25 protein-coding genes and 1 pseudogene are annotated in these 20,536 nt (G+C 42.7%); 17 read left to right on the forward strand and 9 right to left on the reverse strand.

The features are described 5' to 3' along the window. The first annotated feature begins 122 nt into the window (after positions 1-122). From BLS59_RS21675 to BLS59_RS21700, 6 genes and pseudogenes are all read left to right on the forward strand, one after another. On the forward strand, positions 123-449 hold the full coding sequence (locus tag BLS59_RS21675; RefSeq protein WP_091152524.1) for a hypothetical protein: 327 nt from the start codon (positions 123-125) through the stop codon (positions 447-449). After that, positions 446-1,327 carry an SDR family oxidoreductase gene (locus tag BLS59_RS21680; protein ID WP_240315304.1) on the forward strand — a complete coding sequence of 294 codons (882 nt, stop codon included), beginning with the start codon at positions 446-448 and terminating at the stop codon, positions 1,325-1,327. The genes BLS59_RS21675 and BLS59_RS21680 overlap by 4 nt, the downstream gene beginning before the upstream one ends. Then, positions 1,318-1,720, forward strand: a pseudogene (locus BLS59_RS21685) (DUF1810 domain-containing protein). Before BLS59_RS21680 ends, BLS59_RS21685 begins: the two are co-directional and overlap by 10 nt. A gap of 9 nt (positions 1,721-1,729) precedes the next feature. Next, on the forward strand, positions 1,730-1,978 hold the full coding sequence (locus tag BLS59_RS21690; protein ID WP_091152526.1) for a hypothetical protein: 249 nt from the start codon (positions 1,730-1,732) through the stop codon (positions 1,976-1,978). A gap of 307 nt (positions 1,979-2,285) precedes the next feature. Beyond that, positions 2,286-2,693: a response regulator gene (locus BLS59_RS21695; protein WP_091152528.1), complete on the forward strand. Its 408-nt coding sequence runs from the start codon at positions 2,286-2,288 to the stop codon at positions 2,691-2,693. 14 nt (positions 2,694-2,707) lie between these two features. Further along, entirely contained in the window at positions 2,708-3,067 is a 360-nt protein-coding gene (locus BLS59_RS21700) for a response regulator (RefSeq protein ID WP_091152530.1), read from the forward strand. Positions 3,068-3,321: 254 nt separating this feature from the next. Here the strand turns inward: BLS59_RS21700 and BLS59_RS21705 are convergent, their stop codons facing one another. The 4 genes from BLS59_RS21705 to BLS59_RS21720 all read right to left on the reverse strand — a co-directional run bounded on the left by BLS59_RS21705 (position 3,322) and on the right by BLS59_RS21720 (position 5,907). After that, positions 3,322-3,726 carry a hypothetical protein gene (locus tag BLS59_RS21705; RefSeq protein ID WP_091152532.1) on the reverse strand — a complete coding sequence of 135 codons (405 nt, stop codon included), beginning with the start codon at positions 3,724-3,726 and terminating at the stop codon, positions 3,322-3,324. A 402-nt stretch (positions 3,727-4,128) separates the two neighbouring features. Further along, entirely contained in the window at positions 4,129-4,581 is a 453-nt protein-coding gene (locus BLS59_RS31310) for a S8 family serine peptidase (RefSeq protein WP_162842735.1), read from the reverse strand. 291 nt (positions 4,582-4,872) lie between these two features. After that, a complete protein-coding gene (locus BLS59_RS31315; protein WP_240315305.1) occupies positions 4,873-5,010 on the reverse strand; it encodes an SDR family NAD(P)-dependent oxidoreductase in 138 nt (45 codons plus the stop codon). A gap of 186 nt (positions 5,011-5,196) precedes the next feature. Further along, positions 5,197-5,907, reverse strand: coding sequence for an SDR family NAD(P)-dependent oxidoreductase (locus BLS59_RS21720; protein ID WP_091152538.1), 711 nt, complete (start codon positions 5,905-5,907; stop codon positions 5,197-5,199). A gap of 386 nt (positions 5,908-6,293) precedes the next feature. Between BLS59_RS21720 and BLS59_RS21725 the strand changes: the two genes are divergently transcribed. Continuing rightward, on the forward strand, positions 6,294-7,154 hold the full coding sequence (locus BLS59_RS21725) for a sigma-70 family RNA polymerase sigma factor (protein WP_091152540.1): 861 nt from the start codon (positions 6,294-6,296) through the stop codon (positions 7,152-7,154). 68 nt (positions 7,155-7,222) lie between these two features. Here the strand turns inward: BLS59_RS21725 and BLS59_RS21730 are convergent, their stop codons facing one another. Then, the gene (locus BLS59_RS21730) at positions 7,223-7,969 is read right to left on the reverse strand and encodes an SDR family NAD(P)-dependent oxidoreductase (protein ID WP_091152541.1); all 747 of its coding nucleotides are present in this window, start codon (positions 7,967-7,969) and stop codon (positions 7,223-7,225) included. A gap of 190 nt (positions 7,970-8,159) precedes the next feature. On the opposite strand from BLS59_RS21730, the gene BLS59_RS21735 reads away from it, so the two are divergent. Next, complete coding sequence (locus BLS59_RS21735) at positions 8,160-8,738, forward strand: Crp/Fnr family transcriptional regulator (protein ID WP_091152543.1); 579 nt, start codon at positions 8,160-8,162, stop codon at positions 8,736-8,738. 11 nt (positions 8,739-8,749) lie between these two features. On the opposite strand, the gene BLS59_RS32555 is transcribed toward BLS59_RS21735, so the two are convergent. Then, a complete protein-coding gene (locus BLS59_RS32555; RefSeq protein ID WP_262492970.1) occupies positions 8,750-8,875 on the reverse strand; it encodes a hypothetical protein in 126 nt (41 codons plus the stop codon). Between the two features lie 514 nt (positions 8,876-9,389). On the opposite strand from BLS59_RS32555, the gene BLS59_RS32730 reads away from it, so the two are divergent. Further along, complete coding sequence (locus BLS59_RS32730) at positions 9,390-9,509, forward strand: tellurite resistance TerB C-terminal domain-containing protein (protein ID WP_143014213.1); 120 nt, start codon at positions 9,390-9,392, stop codon at positions 9,507-9,509. 215 nt (positions 9,510-9,724) lie between these two features. On the opposite strand, the gene BLS59_RS21740 is transcribed toward BLS59_RS32730, so the two are convergent. Beyond that, positions 9,725-10,432 carry a hypothetical protein gene (locus BLS59_RS21740; protein ID WP_091152545.1) on the reverse strand — a complete coding sequence of 236 codons (708 nt, stop codon included), beginning with the start codon at positions 10,430-10,432 and terminating at the stop codon, positions 9,725-9,727. A 293-nt stretch (positions 10,433-10,725) separates the two neighbouring features. On the opposite strand from BLS59_RS21740, the gene BLS59_RS21745 reads away from it, so the two are divergent. The 5 genes from BLS59_RS21745 (at position 10,726) to BLS59_RS21760 (ending at position 13,335) form a co-directional block, all read left to right on the forward strand. Continuing rightward, on the forward strand, positions 10,726-10,992 hold the full coding sequence (locus BLS59_RS21745) for a helix-turn-helix domain-containing protein (RefSeq protein WP_090463320.1): 267 nt from the start codon (positions 10,726-10,728) through the stop codon (positions 10,990-10,992). Between the two features lie 23 nt (positions 10,993-11,015). Next, the gene (locus BLS59_RS21750) at positions 11,016-11,327 is read left to right on the forward strand and encodes a hypothetical protein (protein ID WP_090465673.1); all 312 of its coding nucleotides are present in this window, start codon (positions 11,016-11,018) and stop codon (positions 11,325-11,327) included. 288 nt (positions 11,328-11,615) lie between these two features. Then, entirely contained in the window at positions 11,616-11,777 is a 162-nt protein-coding gene (locus BLS59_RS31755) for a hypothetical protein (protein WP_162842736.1), read from the forward strand. A gap of 46 nt (positions 11,778-11,823) precedes the next feature. After that, a complete protein-coding gene (locus BLS59_RS21755) occupies positions 11,824-12,375 on the forward strand; it encodes a BfmA/BtgA family mobilization protein (RefSeq protein ID WP_090463317.1) in 552 nt (183 codons plus the stop codon). Positions 12,376-12,387: 12 nt separating this feature from the next. Further along, positions 12,388-13,335, forward strand: a complete 948-nt coding sequence (locus BLS59_RS21760; RefSeq protein WP_091152547.1) for a DUF5712 family protein — start codon at positions 12,388-12,390, stop codon at positions 13,333-13,335. Between the two features lie 29 nt (positions 13,336-13,364). Here the strand turns inward: BLS59_RS21760 and BLS59_RS21765 are convergent, their stop codons facing one another. Next, the gene (locus BLS59_RS21765; protein ID WP_240315306.1) at positions 13,365-13,658 is read right to left on the reverse strand and encodes a helix-turn-helix domain-containing protein; all 294 of its coding nucleotides are present in this window, start codon (positions 13,656-13,658) and stop codon (positions 13,365-13,367) included. A 599-nt stretch (positions 13,659-14,257) separates the two neighbouring features. Here BLS59_RS21765 and BLS59_RS21770 point away from each other — a divergent pair. From BLS59_RS21770 to BLS59_RS21780, 3 genes are read left to right on the forward strand one after another with little or no spacing between them, the layout of a single operon-like run. Then, positions 14,258-15,571, forward strand: a complete 1,314-nt coding sequence (locus BLS59_RS21770; protein ID WP_091152550.1) for a redoxin family protein — start codon at positions 14,258-14,260, stop codon at positions 15,569-15,571. Positions 15,572-15,622: 51 nt separating this feature from the next. Continuing rightward, entirely contained in the window at positions 15,623-18,694 is a 3,072-nt protein-coding gene (locus BLS59_RS21775) for a SusC/RagA family TonB-linked outer membrane protein (RefSeq protein ID WP_091152551.1), read from the forward strand. Positions 18,695-18,703: 9 nt separating this feature from the next. Next, positions 18,704-20,071, forward strand: coding sequence for a RagB/SusD family nutrient uptake outer membrane protein (locus BLS59_RS21780; RefSeq protein WP_091152553.1), 1,368 nt, complete (start codon positions 18,704-18,706; stop codon positions 20,069-20,071). Between the two features lie 59 nt (positions 20,072-20,130). Here BLS59_RS21780 and BLS59_RS21785 read toward each other — a convergent pair whose 3' ends face one another. After that, on the reverse strand, positions 20,131-20,481 hold the full coding sequence (locus tag BLS59_RS21785; protein WP_143014211.1) for a hypothetical protein: 351 nt from the start codon (positions 20,479-20,481) through the stop codon (positions 20,131-20,133). Positions 20,482-20,536: the final 55 nt, after the last annotated feature.

Consider the following 20,536-nt stretch of genomic DNA (forward strand, 5'->3'; position numbering starts at 1 on the left):
AGGCTTAGGAAAAAAAACATCGATAAGCAAACTACGCAAAACGAAGAGGTAATTACGCGTTTTTAAATCATTGTAAAACCGGCGGTGGTTTGTGCTTGTTGACCCCTTAAAGCAAAAGTATCATGAACAGTGAAAACGGACAACCATTAAGTACGCAAGGCGATACGAATGAAAAAGAAGAACAATTGGGCGGCACAACCAATCTTTCAGCGGACCAATTAAAAGAAGAAGACAACGCAGCCGTTTCGACGGAGAAAAACCCCGATAATATTGAAAACCCGGATGACCTCCATGAGATACAAGCCGGCGATGATCTCGACGAACCGGACACGGAGGATTACCAGCCAGACGAAAACGAAGATCAATCGGCAAACGATACAGACGGCAACGGCGGTTATTCGGATGAGACAAACACCCTAAAGCAGGATGATCAGAATGACGTTACATGACCCGCGCAGTAATATCCGCATCCGCCATACCGCAGCAAAATCAAGCGGTACCCGGCACTTTCAGCGAATTGCAGCCGAAGCCCGACCACGGCGAGGAAAGCTACCGCGGCAGCGGTAAATTGGCCGGCCGCAGGGCTCTGATCACTGGAGGCGATTCCGGAATCGGACGGGCGGTGGCTATTGCCTTTGCCCGCGAAGGCGCTGATGTAGCCATCAGTTATCTGAATGAAGATAGTGATGCGCAGGATACTGCCGGTTATATTAAAGCCGAAGGTCGTAAATGCCTGCTGCTTGCCGGCGATGTTGCCGAACCAAGTCACTGCCAACAATTGATTAGCCGGGTGGTAGCGGAATTCGGCGGGCTGGATATTATAGTGAGTAACGCCGCCTTTTCACAGGAACATGGTTCCTTGCAGGAGATCAGCCTGGAGAAATGGGACAAAACTTTCAGGATCAATATTTACCCGCTATTCTGGCTTTGCCGGGCTGCAGAACGCTGCCTGGAGCCCGGCAGCTGTGTCATCAGCACAGCCTCCATCAATGCGTATCACCCGGCACCGCAGGTGATCGCCTATAATTGTACGAAAGGCGCAATACAGAATTTCACGTCCGGACTGGCGCAACTTTGGGGTAAAAAAGGTATCCGGGTGAATGCGATCGCGCCCGGCCCGGTCTGGACGCCGCTGATCCCTTCATCAATGTCGCCGGAAAATATCAAAAAGTTCGGCAGTGAAACGCCGCTGGGCCGGGTAGCCCAGCCGGTGGAACTGGCACCGGCTTGTATTGCCAGCGTCAGGCGAAGCCAGTTATATCAATGGCGCAACCTTGCAAGTTACCGGTGGCCTGTCGGCTGTTTAATAGCAATTTTATGGAATTAGATAGATTTAAAACAGCACTGGAAAAGGATTATGAAACAGCACTCAGTGAGATCAAAAGCGGCAGAAAGCGCGGCCACTGGATGTGGTATGTCTTTCCCCAACTCGCGGGCCTGGGTGACGGAAGGCTCCAGGTATTATGCCATCAAAGACATTAATGAAACGACCGAATATCTGCTGGATCAGCAACTCGGCACATGGATGACGATGATCTGTAAAGCATTGCTGGAACAGCCTATTAACGACGCGCGTACGATCTTCGGCTCGCCCGATGACCTGAAACTACGCTCCTGCCTGACGCCGTTCGATGCCGTGCCCGCAACCTTTCCGGTTTTCAGCCAAGTACTGGATAAGTTTTCGGCGGTGAACGCGATCCGCGAACAATGGAATTATTAGATCAATGCCATGAAGATCGGTCCTGAATTGTCCAAAGTGCTCTCGAAAACCTATGAACCCTCGGCCTTGATTGAAATGATTTTTCAGCGCTACGACCTGGTAATGAAAACCGATGATGCCGGTCGTCCGGTCTTACTGTTTATCGGGAAAAAGAACGCTCAAGGGAAAATTAATGGTGAGCGTTTCGCGCGGCGGTTACTTACAGACGAGGACGGCAATATTGTAAAAGATCACTGGGATCATAAAGGCAAGGTCTAAAAGCTATTTTGGATCGATACAAAGCTTACTTCACTGGCCGCAGATGTCTTGGCATTGCCGTATCAAGTATTTGAGCCCAGTAAATTGCCAGTTGCCGTCCAGTTTGACACCGTCTATAAGGATTCCTTCCTAAGATCAAAGGTTTGCGCGAAAGAGACTGATGAGCATGACATCAGCCAACAGGATAACATCAAATAACGCCACGGACTTATCAACCTATTGAAATCGAATTTTAATTTAAACGATAAATTTTGGCAAAGGTTATCATTTCAATAAAACATTAGGACACATTCGAGGTTATTTTTCAATGAATCTAAACGAATCGTTAGCAACGATCATGCTTATTGATGACACGGAGCTTGACAACCATATCTTTAAACTGGTGATCAAAAGGCTGCTCCCCTACGCTACCATTGAAACCCACAATGACGGCCTTAAGGCGATTACCCAGTTGAAGCATTTAAATAAAGATTCAAATTGCCGTCTGCCGGATTATATATTTCTGGACCTGCGCATGCCGGTAATGAACGGATGGGAATTCCTAAAGGAGTTTGATAACCTGGCTATTCAGGAGGAGCGAAGAAGTAAGCTTTATGTATTGTCATCTACTATCAACAAGGAAGAGATCCAGGACAGCCGAGATAACCCGCTCGTATCCGATTTCCTATCCAAGCCGGTCGACCTTGACCGGTTAAAGGTCATTTTTGCTCACTAATATTACTATCTTTTATGTCAAAACACATACTTATCATCGAGGACGACCCTGATATTTTAAGCATACTGGAGATCGCGCTCCAGCTCAGCGGTTATCAGGTCAGCGGTATTCCGCGAACACAAGATATCTTTACCACCATAAAAACCTATGATCCGGACCTGATATTGACGGATTATATGATGCCGGGATTGAATGGCGGGCAGATCTGTAACCTGCTGAAAAGCCGGGAGGAAACCCGTGACCTGCCCGTGATTCTGATGTCGGCCTATCATAAAATGGCCATATCGCTGGCCAAGTTCAGTTATGACGCTTATATTCCCAAACCGTTTGATGTAAATAAACTGATCGGGGTAATTGAGAAATTGCTGAATTAATCCGCTTTAGAAAATGTAACCGTTTAATTAAGGTAATATCCCTGGTCGAATGAGCTGGTTGTCTGAGCTCTACGTGCTGCTTGCCCTGATATTCAGAGCTAAAGTAACTTTTTTGTTAAATCACCGGGGCTTGGTACGAATTTTATCAGCATGAGCGTTTTGTCGGTGATAAACATAATAGCTATAACTAATTAATAGTGCTACGGCAAAAATGGCTTTACCCACTATAGGGATAAACTTTTAAACGCGTTATTTTATGTCGCGTCATTATTATTTTTTTGTTTAATGCGATTATCTTTAACGACATACCGAATTACGAGTCCCGCTAAAACAAACGCTACCAGCAAAACTATTCCCCAAATAACGTATCTATCTCTCGAGCCGGGTGCATCTGCCGTCTGACTGGCTTCTTTACGTTCCGTTTTGTTACGATCATCCTTTCCAATTCCCTGAGTTCCGCTTTTCCCCCCGGTATCCTCCAGCATTTTTTTTTCGCCGCGGCCATTCAGATCAGCTGCCTGATCATCCCCCGGCGATCCCTTTTTTTGTGAATTTGTCCGTTCTTTAGCAGAGTCTTTGCTGGTTTGTGCCAACGCCGGTGTACAGTTCATAAAACAGATGCATATGAGCAATAGCAAGAGATTTTTGAGTTTATTCATCTTAGTGTTTTGTTTTTTAAATTTTAACGATCCGATAAGATAATGGGTCGGGGAGTTGTTTCAGTGGGTTTGTGCTTCGGTTAGGTGCTCCTTTAGCATTGGCATGGTTCAGCCTTTTGGCTAGCCGGGGCTGCCATTTTGGGTCCCGCCTATCAGTGGTAGATGACCATAAACCGATCATTATGATCTTTTTTACAGGCGGGAAGTAGTAAGACAGTTCCAGAGCGATCATTAAAGAGAAATTATTTTTATACCTTTTGTAGTAATAACAATAATTAGCATATCAACGGTTTTAAGTTTCTGCAAATCAGGTATCCAACCCTTGTAACAGGTACTACGCCCGCATTTCCGCGTATTTATCCATCAAACCGGCGGTATTCCTGGCTGATATGGTGACTTCAATTAAAATATCGTAATCCGTACCAGCGCGGCTGAGCGCTGGCGAAATGGCCACAGAGTAAAGATTCGCTTGTTGCGCTGCAACCCGGCCTTCCGTGAGAAAGGTAATGTGATAGTGTTCTCCAGCGCGCGTTGGGTGTCCGGTGCAACATACCCTAAAATGCGCAGGGCTAAAGTATTTGGTTGGAAGAAAAGGTGTTCAGGTAATCTTGCCGATTGAATAACTAACGCTTTACATTGCAAGGTGCTGTCGTTGGAAAATTTCTTAGCCAATTGGGCGACAATATGCGCAACCTTTGGCGCGGCGAAGGAGGTTCCTACTAAAAAGCCTGTTCGGCCTGCGCCAGTCTTCACCACTGCCGTCGACGTTTCGTTATGTTGTGTAATGAGGAAGCCATCGATCTTCCGCAAAAAATCACCGCCGTATTCTACGACATCCGGCTTGATGCACGCCAACCCGAGGGCATCGGCGAATTGCAGGCTGACGGCTTCTTAATGAGAGTGAAAGTCTGGGTTAGCGAACATGGTTATCAGAATATGAAACTGGCCATACAGGAAACGATATTACAGGACGTTAAAGACGCCGGCATTAGATACCCGGTTTGTAAAGTGACTGGATGCCTGTTTAACCATTCCGGATCTGAATATCTCTTTGATTCAATCTATTTACAATTCTCTACATTCGGATGAATGAAGTTCAGATAAAAAGTATTCACTAAGAGGCACCAATATTGCTTTATCTTGGCTTTAAATACGGTCCAGTGTCTCCTGGTTTCTTCCGGTAATGGTGCCTGTTGCACCCTCGTTTTTGAAGGCTGCTGCAATGCCGAACCCGATTCCGCTGTTGCCTCCGGTTATTACTGCTACCTTATTCTTTAGTTTCATTTTTTTTTAAATTATGATGAAACAAAGGTGCGTGTTAGGGAGGCCGGCAGAAGAGGACATTTGTTACAAAAGCAATGTGATAAATGTCAATAACGATAACAGGAGTCGAAGAACAATAATTTGAAGTACCGGGCGCCACCGGGTCACCCTAATCGCAAAAATACTGACGGGCGTACCCTGAGGTATTTAAATGGTAACGCCAGTCAGCCCGGCACACGATGCGAGCAACTGATCCTGCTCGGTAAGCTCATCCGCAGCATGATTGTATCGCGCAGGCTTTTGATTATGGAAATACTGTCCGCTGACTTTTACGGCTTTATCCTGGCTGACCGCCAGCCAGACCTGCGTTTCATAACCTTTTTGAAGATCGTCAGGCGCACCTTTTCCGCCCATTTTGGTCGGTACCCAGCCGGGATCGACCGCATTGGCGTAAACACCCGGCCATATCCTGGCTACAGCTTTCGCCATCATCAGGACGTGCAGCTTCGTATCCGAATAGGTGAGTCGCTCCGTCAACTCCGGCTTACCCGATAAGTGCATGCCCGAACTCAAATAGATGAGCCGCTCCGGCTGGTGCATCAAAGCCGTCAGGAGGTAGGGCGCCAGCACATTGACATGCAGTAATTGCTGTGCGTTGGTTTGATAAACGCCGGCATTATGGATCACTGCGTCAAAATTTCCCAAGGCATTCGCTTTTTCGGCGAGCAACTTCACCGCGTCGATATCCGACAGATCGGCGATCAGTACGTCTTTCGCACCCGCAACTTGCTGGATCGCCTGCTGACCACGCTGTTCGTTACGGGCGTGCAGCACGACTTCGTGCCCGCCTTTAACCAATGCTTTTACCGCCAATAGGCCTAAACCATCAGCGGAACCGGTAATGAATATCTTTGCCATGTTATTTTAACAAAGCTCGCTTGCCTTTGTTGGGATGAATAAACCGCGGCCTTTCGATTTGCTGCTGGATTACCTGCCCGCCCAGATGGTGGTCAGACCGGCTGTCGGTATGTTCTACCTATCTTATTGTTCGCCTGCTAAAACTCTTCCGCACGTATGATCTTTAAAGGTGTAAAATCACTAAATATTTAATCAGAAAATCAATGTTTCTGTCTATGTTCTTGACTTTCAGTCAACACATTTTTTTCAATTGGTGCTTATATTTGTATGTTAAAGATATTTAAGCATCCTTTCCTCCGCAGGCATCAGCCTACCATAAGCACCAAGCTTTTCGCGCCCGATAAGGCACCATATCTTTATCATTCACATTTAACAAATTTTTATAAATGAGACAACTTAAAATTAGTGAGTCGATCACCAATCGTGAGTCAGCATCGTTGAATCAGTATTTGTCCGATATTGCCAAGATTCCGATGGTAACTCCGCAGGATGAAGTGATTTTAACGCAGAAGATCAGGGAAGGCGACCAGGCGGCATTGGAGCGCTTAACGACTGCGAACTTAAGGTTCGTGGTTTCGGTAGCCAAGCAATACCAAAGCTCCGGCATGACCCTCGGAGATCTTATCAACGAAGGTAATGTCGGCCTGGTGAAAGCGGCCAAGCGCTTTGACGAAACCAAAGGATTCAAATTCATTTCCTACGCGGTATGGTGGATACGCCAATCCATTTTGTCTGCTATAAATGAGCAATCCAGAATGATCCGGTTACCCTTGAACAAGGTCGGGGATTTATCCAAGATCGCCAAAGCGGCATCCCAACTGGAACAACAATATGAACGGCAGCCCACACCCGAAGAGTTAGCGGAAAGCCTGGAAACCACGGTTGAAAAAGTGAGTGATGTGCTGGGGCATTCCGGCCGACACATTTCCTACGATTCGCCATTTTCGGCCGAAGAGGACAATACTTTACTGGACGTGCTGCAAAGTAACGAGCCAGGTACAGACAAGGGGCTGTTGGCCGAATCTTTGTCAACCGAGGTGGCGCAAAGCCTGCGCCTGCTGGGTGAAAAGGAAAGAGACGTTTTAACGCTGTTCTTCGGTTTGGGCGACGGGGAGCCACAGAGTTTGGAAGAGATCGGTGACAAGTACGACTTAACCCGTGAACGGGTAAGGCAGATCAAAGACAAAGCGCTGGCCAGGCTTCGGGCGAATTCCCGCAGTTGGGTGTTGAAGGGCTATCTCGATTAGGTTTTACCTGTCAAAGCCGAAAACGCCGCAGGGACGACCTTTTCGGCTCAAATTTAAACGTAGTTTATTCAGATATTACTGATTCCGCCGTCGACAACCAAATCAGATCCTGTCATGAAAGAACTTTCATCAGCAGCCAGAAATACGGCCGCCGATGCTGCCTCTTCGACACGTCCGAGCCGGAGCATCGGAACATAATTCGCGTAATGCGAATGAAGTGCGGCAAGCTCCTCCGGTGTTGCTGCCTGACCCTCCATAATCGCCGTTGGGAATGGACCCGGACTTAATAGATTGGCCCGAATACCATTGTCTTTAAACTCCGCTGCCCAGGTACGGACAAATGATCGCAGCGCCGCTTTTGCACCGGCGTAGGTAGAATGATTGGCGAGTCCCATATAATGCATCGCCGAAGAAACCAGAATGATCGAACCGCCGCGTTGCATTAAAGGAAGCATCTTTTGGGTAAGAAAAAGCGGGCCTTTTGCCATCAAATCGAACGTGCGGTCATAATGATCCTCCGTAATTTCACTAAGCGGCACTTGTTCCGTGAAACCGGCATTAGATACCACAATATCTACTTTACCTTTTGCTTTCCTGACCACCTCGGTGACATGATCAAGGTCGGTCAGTTTCGCGGCATCCGCCTGAATGGCGGTCACATTGCCGCCAATAATTTTGACTGCCTCATCCAAGGCGTCTTTTCTTCTACCAAAAATAAATATTTCTGCGCCTTCTGCTACAAAACTCCTGGCAATGGCCAATCCAATGCCGCTGGTGCCGCCGCTGATCACGGCTATCTTGTTTTTTAATCTCATGGTATGATCAATTATTTATAAGGCAAACTTCCAGAGATTTGTTGAAAAGTGACAAGGACATTTGGCGCAAAATACTTGTGATAAATGTCACGGTAATGATCTTGATAGGTCTTGTCAACTGTATACCATTTTCATGCCTCAAAATTGCACATCGCCTGATTTTAGATAAATTTGTTAAAGGGGCATGGTCATGTTTGAAGTATTTGAAAAATATCTAAGGGAAAAGGCAGGTTTGGATGCGGAAGAAATTAAGGCTGTCCAGGCCGTCAGCATTGAAAAAAAGATTAGAAAAAGACAATACTTGCTGCAGCAAGGAGATGTTTGCCATTACAACTGTTTTGTTGTTAAAGGCTGCCTGCGTATGTACACCGTGGGAGACGATGGAACAGAACATATGCTGCGTTTCGCCGTTGAAACCTGGTGGATCAGTGATCGTGAAAGTTATAATAACGAAAGTCCGTCTAACTGTAACATCGATGCCTTGGAAAATTGCGAGGTGATCCTGATCGACAAGCTGGATTTTGTGCACCTGCTGACGAGCATACCCAAGTTGAAGGATTTTATTGATCGCCTGATGGCCAGAAGTTACGACGCTATACAACACCGTGTTATCGGAGCGATCAGTTACACCGTTGAAGAAAGGTATCACCATTTCATGAAGCGTTTCCCGGATATTTTTTACCGTATTCCTTTATATATGATCGCCTCTTATCTTGGAGTTTCCAGGGAAACGCTAAGCCGCATCAGAAGCCAGTCTGTTCACAAATAAACCGGCATTCGTCATTTGGCGACGGTAATATCCTGCCAGTTGGAGGTGTATTGCTTACTTAAAATTCCTGCCTCATCTTCCAGATTTTTCGTAACTCTCCGCGGCAACCGGTATTGCGCCTCTTCCTTAACGCGCATTGATATCATCCATCAGCCCCTCAGTGCGCCCTGTTTACTGCTAATGACTAAAGATGGACATTCCGGCATGCTTACCATTCTGTTCCGTGCGATTTAGATCAATGAGTTGCTTATAAATTAAATTCAAATCCGGAATATCCATACTCATACTGATATCAAGTTAAAAAAGTCACGTATTAAGTAGCCCCAGCGGGATAACTATTTATTATCCGGCATCGGTACCCGTCATATATCAAATTCGAACAACATCATTAAAACGGCTAATCTGCGTAGTCTTGCATAACCGGTTTATTCGGTTTATTGCTGAAGGCAATTTGTTTTTTTGCGACGAAAGCGGTCATTTTCTGATGCCCTATTTCATGCTAAAAGCTTCAAATCCCCGATTAAGAGGTTACATAACTGTATCCTGTCGCCTACTTAAAACAATATCAAAATACCATTTTATGTACGAGATTGCAGTCAAAAAGACGCAAATCCGGTGTGTACCTAATGGAAAAATGCGGCCAACTCATTCATTGATACAATCAATGAACACTGTTATGGGGTAATCGACAATGTCTTGATTGAAAGTACAGTTGAGGGTTATCTTATAAATGCTGATTATTATGCGCTATTACAAAACAATGAAAAGTGAAATAGCTCTTGACTGCTTACTATGAGGGGTAGTTTGGACACTTCTATATTGTAGGCAGTATTATTGGAAATTCTTTGCACTGGAATAAGTACCGAATATTAAACTTATTGTTAATATATACCTAGATGTGAGGCCAACTTAGTAGATCTATAAGTTGTGTTTTTAGGAGCCCTTAGCTAAGATTGTCTTGGTTAGTGATTTTTTCTTTGAAAATCTCAGAAAACCTTTCTTCGATAATTCGGCCAGGCACTTACCTGTCCAATCAATGTTGTAGACTTCAACTTCGGATAATGCAATTCTACATATTTCTTAAAAGACTTGATCGTTTCCATATTATCCCATTCCATAGCCGTAAGGCAAAGCATAGGCCATTTTTTGGTATCCATCATAAAGCTATATAATTGCAGATAAGGTGGTGCCTTTTCAAATGCTTGCTCGATAAGCTCATTATACAAAGCCTTTTTAAGCACTTTTTTAAAATCCATGATCAGATCATAAGTTACCAATTGAAGAGCACCCCATTTTATTAATTCCGCCATGTGTGGCATTTCCTTGTTATCAAAGAATAGGTACAGGAAAGTGATAAAATCGAATTCAGTCACATCACAAAGATCCTTGCTGAGATAAGCGTAGTTTTTTTTAAATGCCTCCAATGAAAATCCGTCCTTCATTTTACCAATTACAAAACGAATGACTTCGTTCTCCTTTTCGATGATCTGTTCCATATCAGGCCCTTTAACACTCCCATCAGGCAACTCCAGTCCATACCTGGATTTGGAGAACAGTTCGAAATAATAACTTTTAAAAAATATGGTCTTCCGCTCAAAAGTTACCTGCACATATAAAGGATATGTAAGCTGTCCGTGAAAGTCAACCTGCTTCAGACGGTCATTTAAGTAGGTTTTGTAACTGATTTTATTCACTTTTTTAACAAATATTTTTTGATGCTATTTGGCTGTTTTCGGTGTTCACTGCTTCTAACTAACCGATGATTATTTATCAAGCTTAATCAAAAATAAGCAAACCAAATGAAGGTGCTTTCTGATTGAACAGGTTAAAATTAATCATTTGTTTTGACATATTTTATTTTATCAAAACAATATTTTATATTTGATTTATGCGAAAGCGACTGCAATTCAATTAATTGCGGATTAGGGGTAGCCATTCCCATAAAGTAGCGAGTGGCGAGACATATGATTACTATTAATTTAATACAATGACATCAAATGAATTAATTACAAAAGGGGATCTGGAAGCATTCGAGAAAAGGCTCATTGAAAAAATAGAAATTATTCTTCAGCCGGGGAAAGGACAAAGCAAGCAATGGTTAAAAAGCAAAGATGTGAGAAAGCTATTGAACATCTCCCCCGGTACTTTACAAAACCTGCGTATCAACGGTACGCTTAGCTATACCAAGATTGGCGGCATGATGTATTACAAACTGGAAGATATTCATAAAGTACTGGAAGGGGGAAAACATTGAAACCCATCGTTAAAACAAAAGAAATGGCGGCTTATGCTGAGCGGGTAAGGCAAATGGGTGCGAATCCGCACCTGCTTGCTACCCACGTAAGCATGTATGCAGCTTTGTTTGTCTGCTGGCAACGGAATGAGTATTGTAATCCGTTTCCGGTTAGCCGACAGTTGCTAATGTCCTATAGCCGGATCGCATCTACCGCTACCTATCATAAATGTATAAAGGAACTGGAAACGTTTGGGTACATCCGTTATTACCCATCTTATCACCCAGTAAAAGGCAGCCTGGTTGATTGGCCAGAGGATAAGTATGATAATAGGTCTGCTGATCACTTGATTTAAGGATAGCAAGATCGTAAGATCAGTTGATCTAAAGATCGTTAGATGTGTTGATACCCAGATACGAAATGAACCCACACAACGAATACTTCGCTCCCAATAGCGAAAGACTATTTCCAAGAGACTTTAAAAACGGAGATGTCCCTAATGCAATAACCTGTATGCGCAAATCAAATAATTTTATGCAGAGTAATTGTTCAAGTCCGTTATTGAAGTTTAGCAGCATTAACTCTATCAACCCTCCTGTAGTAGCGATTTGCCGTATGCGACAGTCAAAACGTCCTTTTCTTCATGGAAGAAAAGGAGCAAGCGGAAGTTGGGCAGAGCCCTACTTTGCTTGCCATTTGCGCTGCAAATGGGGTTTTGCGTATCCTCCGGGGATACTTTACCGCGTTTTTGCCGGCAAAAAAGAAGAAAACAGGATACCCGGCGGTATCCTGTATAGGTATTTAAAGGCATATCCTGTTATACAGTCTAATGCCTCGTTAAAAATTAAACGATGGAAGATATTAATGTAAGATCAGTAAGATACCCGGTTTCCGTTGACCAGAAGTTTGAAAAGATCGCCCTTAAACTGGGCCGCACAAAGCGTTTGCTTTTTATTCAGATGGTGGATTACTTCTATAAAAGCAAGAAAGATCCTATAGACCTGAATGATGAACTCTTAAAAAATGCGCTGATGAAGAACCATCAGCAGTACATCGGTTTTATTAGGGCACAGGAAACTATGCTGCTTATTCCCATCAAAACAGAAATGGACAGGGTTTCCCGATCACAGGGAAAGATCATCGACCGCTTTAATTCTGAAGTGCTGAAGCATAATGTGGATGTGTTAAACAACCTGCAAAGCCACGCCAAAGCGTTCGGGGAAGTAGCCCGCGTAATGGATGCGATCTTGAAGGCTATGCAAAGTAAGGAAACCCTGAAAGAGCAGTTCCTGTTTATCCTGGATGGTTATATCAGATCCAGGGAGGCTTTCGGTATGATGACATCAGGCAGGGAAAAAGATGAACTGATCGCTATTACGAAAGAGCAGATCAGATTATTATAACGAATCGACATTATGTTTATCAATATTACCGACAGTAAAGAAGCGGCTAACAAGGGCAGCAGCAGCGGATTGGTTCATTACCTGGAAAAAGAGAACCGGATATATAATAATGATGAACCCGAGTATTGGTTCAATGGGCAGCAAGTCAGAATAGATCCATACGTGGCTATGCGGGCAATAGACAACAATATCGCCAAGCTGGGCAAGGATGACGCAAAATTCTTCCTGCTTAATATTAGCCCCAGCCAAAAAGAGATTGCCTTTTTAAAGGAACAATACGGTGAGGACGGAGCCAAAGATCAGATGAAAGGCTTTGCTGTCAGGGTGATGGATGCCTACGCACAGAATTTTAAACGGGAAGGCATTAACAGTCACGAAGATTTGATATGGTTCGGGAAGCTGGAAAACTATCGTTATTACACCCACAATGATCCGGAGGTTAAACAAGGTATCAAAAAACGGGGAGATCGTAAGGAGGGCGGGCAAATGCATGTACAGGTCATTGTCAGCCGGAAAGATGCAACCAACAAAATTAAGCTCAGCCCGATGAATACATCCAGAGGAAAGAATGAAGATCACTCTAAAAAGATGGGACAGTTTGATCGCGTGGCTTTTAAACAGTGCGGGGAAACGTTGTTTGACGAATTATTTGAGTTTGACAGGCAACTTAAAGATACAATGGCCTATGCCAATGCGCAGAAAAACGACGGCCTGGCCGAGCGGATGCAGATGGAAACCCAAAATCAAAAAGAAGCTACACACTTAGATACAAGCCTTACCGATGATCAGACCGATATGGACTTAGCACCAGGCATTCATCCATATTCTGCCACCATAGGCCAGTCTTTTGAAGATTTCATCAGCCCTATCCATGTCGACATCAAAGATGATGTGGATGATGAGGCTATACATGGGAGAAATCGTCATAGAAAAAGGCAGGCAAGAACTAATACCCGATAGCGACCGTTTAATTAACACATAGCTTAAAACTACAGATTGAAATTTTTCCTTGTGGGGCGGTGTTTGGGGATTTGAATTTTAAAATTGAATACCTCGGTTGGTTGAATTTCAAGAGCCTTACAAACTGCAATCAGTCCACTAACTGACATATTGTTTTTCCCTCTAACTATTCTATAAACTTGGCTATAGCTAAATCCTGTTCGGTCCTGAATATCCTCTAATGCTATTTTTTTCTCATTGCAAATATTCCACAATATTTCTCTTATAGTTTCTAAAGACTTTTTATCTATGAATTGTTCACCCATAAAACAAAATGACCTCATTTAATCAGAAATAATTATTCCAAATTTGGAATAATTACAAATTATATTTATGTTTGATAATTAATAAATTGTGGTAAAATAGATTAGTTACAATAGAGAGATTGCCTCCTCTTTTTGAGGCATTAACTGAAGAGTCTCGTCGCTCAAAGATTGACAGCCAAGAATGCGAGACAGTAAGAATAATGCCCATATCAACTTAGTGCATATATTTGCACGTAAGAATAGGTATGGGCCTTACTGTAAATCCATTTTCTTGGCTGTCACCTAAGAAGCGGTGGTTTGTTAGGCCCTGCCTATTCTTATTCAAACATCGAGACTCATCATCCATCAATAATGAGTTTAAAACTGTCAAATTTCGGTTATGTAGGACTTGCTATTTATAGCAACGCTCATATCGCGCATTTTTCATTTCTTCAAGAAACTCTATCTCAACTTCTCAAAAACCGCTTTAAAAATATCATCAAATCTCCGGATTAAGTTGTCAGGACAAACGGCAACCTAAGATCAGCTTAATAGTTAATAGTCCATTTCAGGTTGCCGTTTTCCTTTTCGTAGTCTTAATCAGAAGTCCGTTTTAACCAAACCAGTTAAAAAAATTCATGAAAAAAATAGCGATATACATCGTACTGGCCACGCTTTGCTCAAAATTAGCCGTAAACGCCCAGGAAAAACCCACGATCACCACTCTCAAAATCGGCGACAGCGTGCCCAACATTACCATCAACAACATCGTCAATTACAAAAGCGCAGCCAGCAAACCCGCCGCCGCCAAAATAGCTGACTTCAAGGGCAAACTACTCATACTTGACTTTTGGGCTACATGGTGCAGTTCATGTATCAGTACATTTCCTGAGCTTTATGACCTGCAAAAAGAATTTAAAGGACAAATACAAGTCCTTTTAGTAAACACTAAAGATACCAGGGATGATAAATTAAAAGTAGAAGCTTTCTTTACCAAACGAAAGGGCCTTTATCAATTACCCTCTGTCATTTACGATACAACACTTAAAGTATTATTCCCACATAAATCGATACCGCATAGCGTCTGGATAATGAATAATAAAGTGGCAGCGATTACGTCGGCCGAAGATGTTAACCAGGAGAATATTCAAGCTATTCTAACAAATGGAAAAATTAATTTATATGCCAAGAATGACATTGATTACAACTTTTTAAAGCCCCTCTTTATTGAAGGTAATGGGGGAACCCCTCCCGGTTATATTTTCCGCTCTGTATTGACAGGCTATGTAAGAGGGTTAAGAAGTTCATTGGGTGTGATCTCTCATAATGATAAGATCGCCGCGCGGATTTACCAGACAAATACATCTATACTAAATCTTTACCAGCAGGCGTATCGCGAATACAGAAACTTCAAAAGGAATCAAATTATTTTCGACGTATCAAATCCGACTGATTTTTCGGCAGACAGTAACTCCTATTCATGGAACAGTAAACATTTATATAACTATGAACTTACTTTTCCACCGCAGCTCATTGATAGTGCACTTAAACTTATGCAGGATGATTTACGGAGGTATTTTGACCTTACCGTTCATATAGAGAACCGGCAAGCCCCCTGTTTTGTCTTAAAAAAAGTCGGCAGTTTGAAGCATGAAGCACCTGATAGTTTCGAACCCGAAACCAATATCGATGAAAAGGATAATAAACCTAAATACTTCAGGAACTATCCGCTAACAGCACTGATAGATCAAATGAACGATGTACTGAAAATACCGCTCATTGATGAAACTGGTTTTGGGGGTAAATTAAACGTAAATCTTCCGGCAGACCTTACCAACGAGGATTTGTTAAAAAGGAGTTTTAAAGAACAGGGGTTTATATTAAACAAGGAAAAACGGGAATTGAGTTTTCTGGTCTTTTCTGCAACTCCGGTAGCCGGCATAAGTCATTAGCCCCCAGCAGATCAATATCTCCTAATCATTAACCATATAATCGTATTATAAATGAAATACTTATACCTGCTCATCATATTATTATCTCCTGTTATCAATTTCGCACAAACCATAACGGGCACAGTAAGGAATATAAGTAATGAGCCACTTCCCGGAGTAACGGTTACTTTAAAGGGAATAAATCAATTTGTCATCACCAATGAAAAGGGTGAATTTACGATCAGCGTAAATGATGTTACAGCCATATTACGGTTTACAGCAGCAACTGTAGAACCCCTTGAAGTTACTTTGGCCGGTCAAAAAAATATAAATGTTACGCTATTAACGAAAGTCAATAAACTGGATGAAGTTCAGATCATCGCCTATGGTACCAACACGCAGCGTTATAATGTAGGATCTGTTACCAAAGTCACCGCAGATGATATCAGTAAGCAAGCCGTTTCTAATCCTTTAGCTGCCCTGCAAGGCAGGGTGCCAGGCTTGGTGGTAAGCGCAACCAGCGGCATCCCTGGAGCGGCATTTAATGTTCAAATCCGAGGCCAAAACACGATAAAATCCAATTTACAAACGATAGTTACCCCAAGAGATAACCCGTTATTCATTATTGACGGCGTCCCTTATGCCCCGCAAAATGGCAGCGTTAATCAATTTCCCTCTTTGGCATCCCCTGGCATTGCAGGTGTTTATAATAATGCATACGGGGGCTTAAGTCCCTTTAACAGTATTAATCCATCTGATATTGAAAGTATAGAAGTCTTGCGTGATGCAGATGCAACGGCAATTTATGGTTCAAGAGGAGGAAACGGGGTTATACTGATCACAACGAAGAAAGGGAAAGCCGGGAAGACCGATTTCAATCTGAATGCATCCAATGGTATTAGTGTAGTGGGCCATACCATGCCGATGATGAATACGCAGCAGTATTTGGGCATGCGGAAGGAGGCGTTAGCAAATGGTGGTTTAACTCCAAATCTTACCTTGTACGATGATGGTTTCGCCCCTGATCTTTTAGCATTTGATACGACCAGATATACTGATTGGAAAAAAGTATTTTTAGGTAATACAGCACACAATACCAATGTTAACGGTTCTGTTTCGGGCGGGAGTACGAATACTCAATTCCGTATTAGCGGCGGTTATAACCGTGACACCTATATATTCCCCGGTGACTTTGCAGACAGCAGGGCAAGTTTTCTAATGAACCTGCATCATACTTCTTTGAATCAAAAGCTTACACTTGATTTTTCTTCAAATTATTCATACGATAAAAATAATTCAGCAGGGGCACCTAATTTATTGACGGCTTACAGCATGGAACCCAATTATCCATCCCTGTTGGATGGTAATGGAAATCTCGTTTGGGATTACAAAGGGATTTCACTAAGTAGCTACACACCCAATATAAATCCATTCTCATACCTAAAGAGTAGGTATTACATCCAAAATAAATCGTTGAACAGTAATTTACAAATTGGATATAAACTACTCGATGGCCTGACCTTTCGTTCAAGTTTGGGCTATAATACCTTTTATAGCCAGGAATATTATGGTAATCCCAAATCCGCACAAAATCCGGCTGGCAATCCTACCGCATCAGCCAGGTTTGGAAATAATAACTATACTACATGGATCGCCGAACCACAATTGGAATACAGGAACACTTTAGGTAAAGGAGCATATAGCATCCTGATTGGAGGCACCTATCAAAGAAACAGCAATTCAAAAACTGAAGTGGATGGATCAGGCTATATTAACGATAACCTCATCGAATCCATATCCGGCGCGCCTACCCAGAATGCTTCCGACAGCTATAGTGAATACAGATATGCAGCCATATTTGGCAGGATAAACTACCGCTGGGACAATAAATATATCCTTAATATCAATGCCCGCAGGGACGGATCAAGCCGCTTTGGGCCAAATAAGCAATTTGGAGATTTCGGATCGGTTGGTGCCGGATGGTTATTTAATGAGGAATCGTTTGTAAATAGTAATCTTGCATTTCTAAGCTATGGAAAATTAAGGGGGAGTTATGGTATAACCGGCAGTGATGCTGTAGCCGATTATCAATATCTCTCCAGATGGGCACCAACTAATTACACTTATCAAGGAGGCCTGGGGTATTTACCACAAAATCTCTATAATCCGACTTTTAGCTGGGCTACGACAAAAAAGCTGGAATTTGGGCTTGAATTAGGTTTTTTGCAAGACCGGATACTCTTTAATTCTACATGGTACCGCGACAGATCCGGTAATCAGTTAATTACCTACCAGCTACCCGCGTTAACAGGGTTTAATAGCGTTGTCGAGAACTGGGATGCAGTTGTTCAAAACACAGGGCTGGAATTGACCTTACAGGTATCCGTTATTAAAAGTAAACGGTTTTCCTGGACTTCATCATTTAACATGACTTTACCAAAGAATAAAGTTTTGTCCTTTCCCAACCTTGAAAAATCCAGCTATTCAACCACCTATACGGCAGGCCAGTCTATAAACACCGTGTATGGATTCAAATCTGCCGGAGTAAATGCAACAACCGGTGTGTTTCAGTTTTATGATACCAATGGTCAAATAACCGATAGCCCGCTTCCACCATCTTCCGGTAAGTTCAATGATTATTATAACATAGGCAATCTTGATCCGAAATTCTATGGTGGGTTTCAAAACACATTTACTTATAATGGTGTTCAGCTGGATGTCTTCGTGGAGTTTAAAAAACAACTTGGCGTCAATTATCTACAGCAAGTATATTATTCGCTCCCCGGAATGGAGCAGAACCTGCCGGTTGCTCTGCTTAACCGGTGGAAAGCGCCTGGAGACCAAACGAACATCCAAAAGTATTCCGTTCAGTATGGTGCCGAATATGATGCGGGCAGTAATTTCTTTCAGTCAAGCGGTGTTTATAGCGATGCATCCTATATCAGAATTAAAACTGTTTCGCTATCCTATAATCTTCCGGTTAAGTTGACCAAAAAGTTTAACATTCAAAATCTCCGTATTTACGCAAGCGCTCAAAATTTGTTTACGATCACCCGGTACCTCGGAAATGACCCGGAGACACAGACCCTTTACGGCGTTCCGCCCTTAAAAACGATTTCATGCGGACTGCAATTAACCCTTTAAAAAACGATTATGAAAAAATTGTATATCATACTACTATGTCTTTGCCCTGTATTAGCCATTAGCTCATCCTGTAAAAAGTTCGTTCAAATAGATGCCCCAAAAAATCAAATAATCTCTGATAAGGTATTTGCAGACAGCACAGATGTAAATGCGGCTGTTTTAGGTATATATATTAATATGATGCAAGCTTTTGGATTAAGTTTTAGTTCCGGCGGCGTAACTACTTATCCGGCTTTGTCTTCTGATGAAATCTATCAGTCAACTACAGATATCAACAGTCAGTTTTACGCCAATAACATCTCAAATACTAATGACACCAATACGGCATTGTGGACATTAGCTTACAATTTTATATATGGTACAAATGCATGCATAGAAGGCATAGAGGCAGGAACTGCCATGTCATCGTCTCAAAAGAATATTCTGTGTGCAGAGGCTAAATGTATCCGTGCTTTCTTATATTTCAACCTAGTCAACTTGTACGGGCCTGTTCCGCTTGCAATAACGACAGATTACAATATAAACAGGTTATTAAGCAGATCTTCAGCAGACCTTGTCTATTCTCAGATCATAGCTGATCTAAAGTTTGCTCAAGCAAATTTGCTAAGTAGTTCAACGATAAGTGAAAGAGCAAATTACTATGCCGCAACTGCGTTGCTGGCTAAGGTCTATTTATATCGGGGAGAATATGCGCTGGCCAAAATTGAATCAGACAAGATTATTAACTCTGGCCAGTTTCAATTGATGGCAGACCTTAACAGTGTCTTTTTGGCAACAAGTAAAGAAACGATCTGGAGGTTTATTCCGGTGTTTCCCGGCAGGGAAACATGGGAAGCGTATTTTTTTGTGCCGTCTTCTACGACAACCACACCCAAATACATCCTGACAAACAAATTGTTCAGCTCTTTTGAAACTAATGACTTAAGAAAAAGCAAGTGGGTTAATATTAATATCGTGTCAGGGCAGTCCTATCCCTATCCGTATAAATATAAGAGAACGTCAGCTACATCACCACGTACTGAAAGTTATGTGATTTTACGTTTTGCTGAACAATATTTAATCCGGGCTGAAGCCGAAGCAAACCTGGATAATCTTATTGGGGCCATCACTGATCTGAACATGATCAGGAATAGGGCTGGATTGCCCAACACAACCGCTTCAGATAAAACGACCATCTTATTGGCTATAGAAAATGAAAGACAGGCGGAACTATTCTGTGAAGGGGGAAACCGGTGGTTTGATCTAAAAAGAACCAATCGGGCTAATAAGATCTTATCATCGGAAAAGGCTAACTGGAAGCCGAGTGCTGCATTATATCCTATACCGCAAACGGAAATAAATGCCGATCCAAATTTGACGCAGAACATCGGTTATTAATATAATTGAAAAAAGGAAGCTTCTGTGTTAGAAGCCTCCTTTCCAGTTGCGCCTGCAGATTAATTTTTTGTATAGGCAACAACTTGCGGTGTTTGCGACCCAATCAAATGGTTAGAAGCATTTACTTGGGTTGAATCAAAGCCAGAAACACATTGATATGTTGATCCACTACAACCTGTACCAGTTGGAGCGGTGGTTCCTGTGCTGATATAGGCGGCATTTGCGGAGGCCACCGATTGTGCGGGCGTACGGTTCCCGCTAATTTGAAACCACCTATAATTAGTAGTTGGCTTCTTATTTATCACTTTTAATATGGGATGTTTTATTGCATCTGTGAATGCAAATGCTGCACCGGCTATCAATAAAACTGTAAATAAGGCTACTATAGCCTTTAATTTATTTTTGAACAATCTAACGTTCATAGCATGGTCTTTTTTTGCTAAAAAAGATTACCTTAAAAAATGT

Source organism: Mucilaginibacter pineti (genome assembly GCF_900101875.1).
Lineage (GTDB): Bacteria > Bacteroidota > Bacteroidia > Sphingobacteriales > Sphingobacteriaceae > Mucilaginibacter > Mucilaginibacter pineti.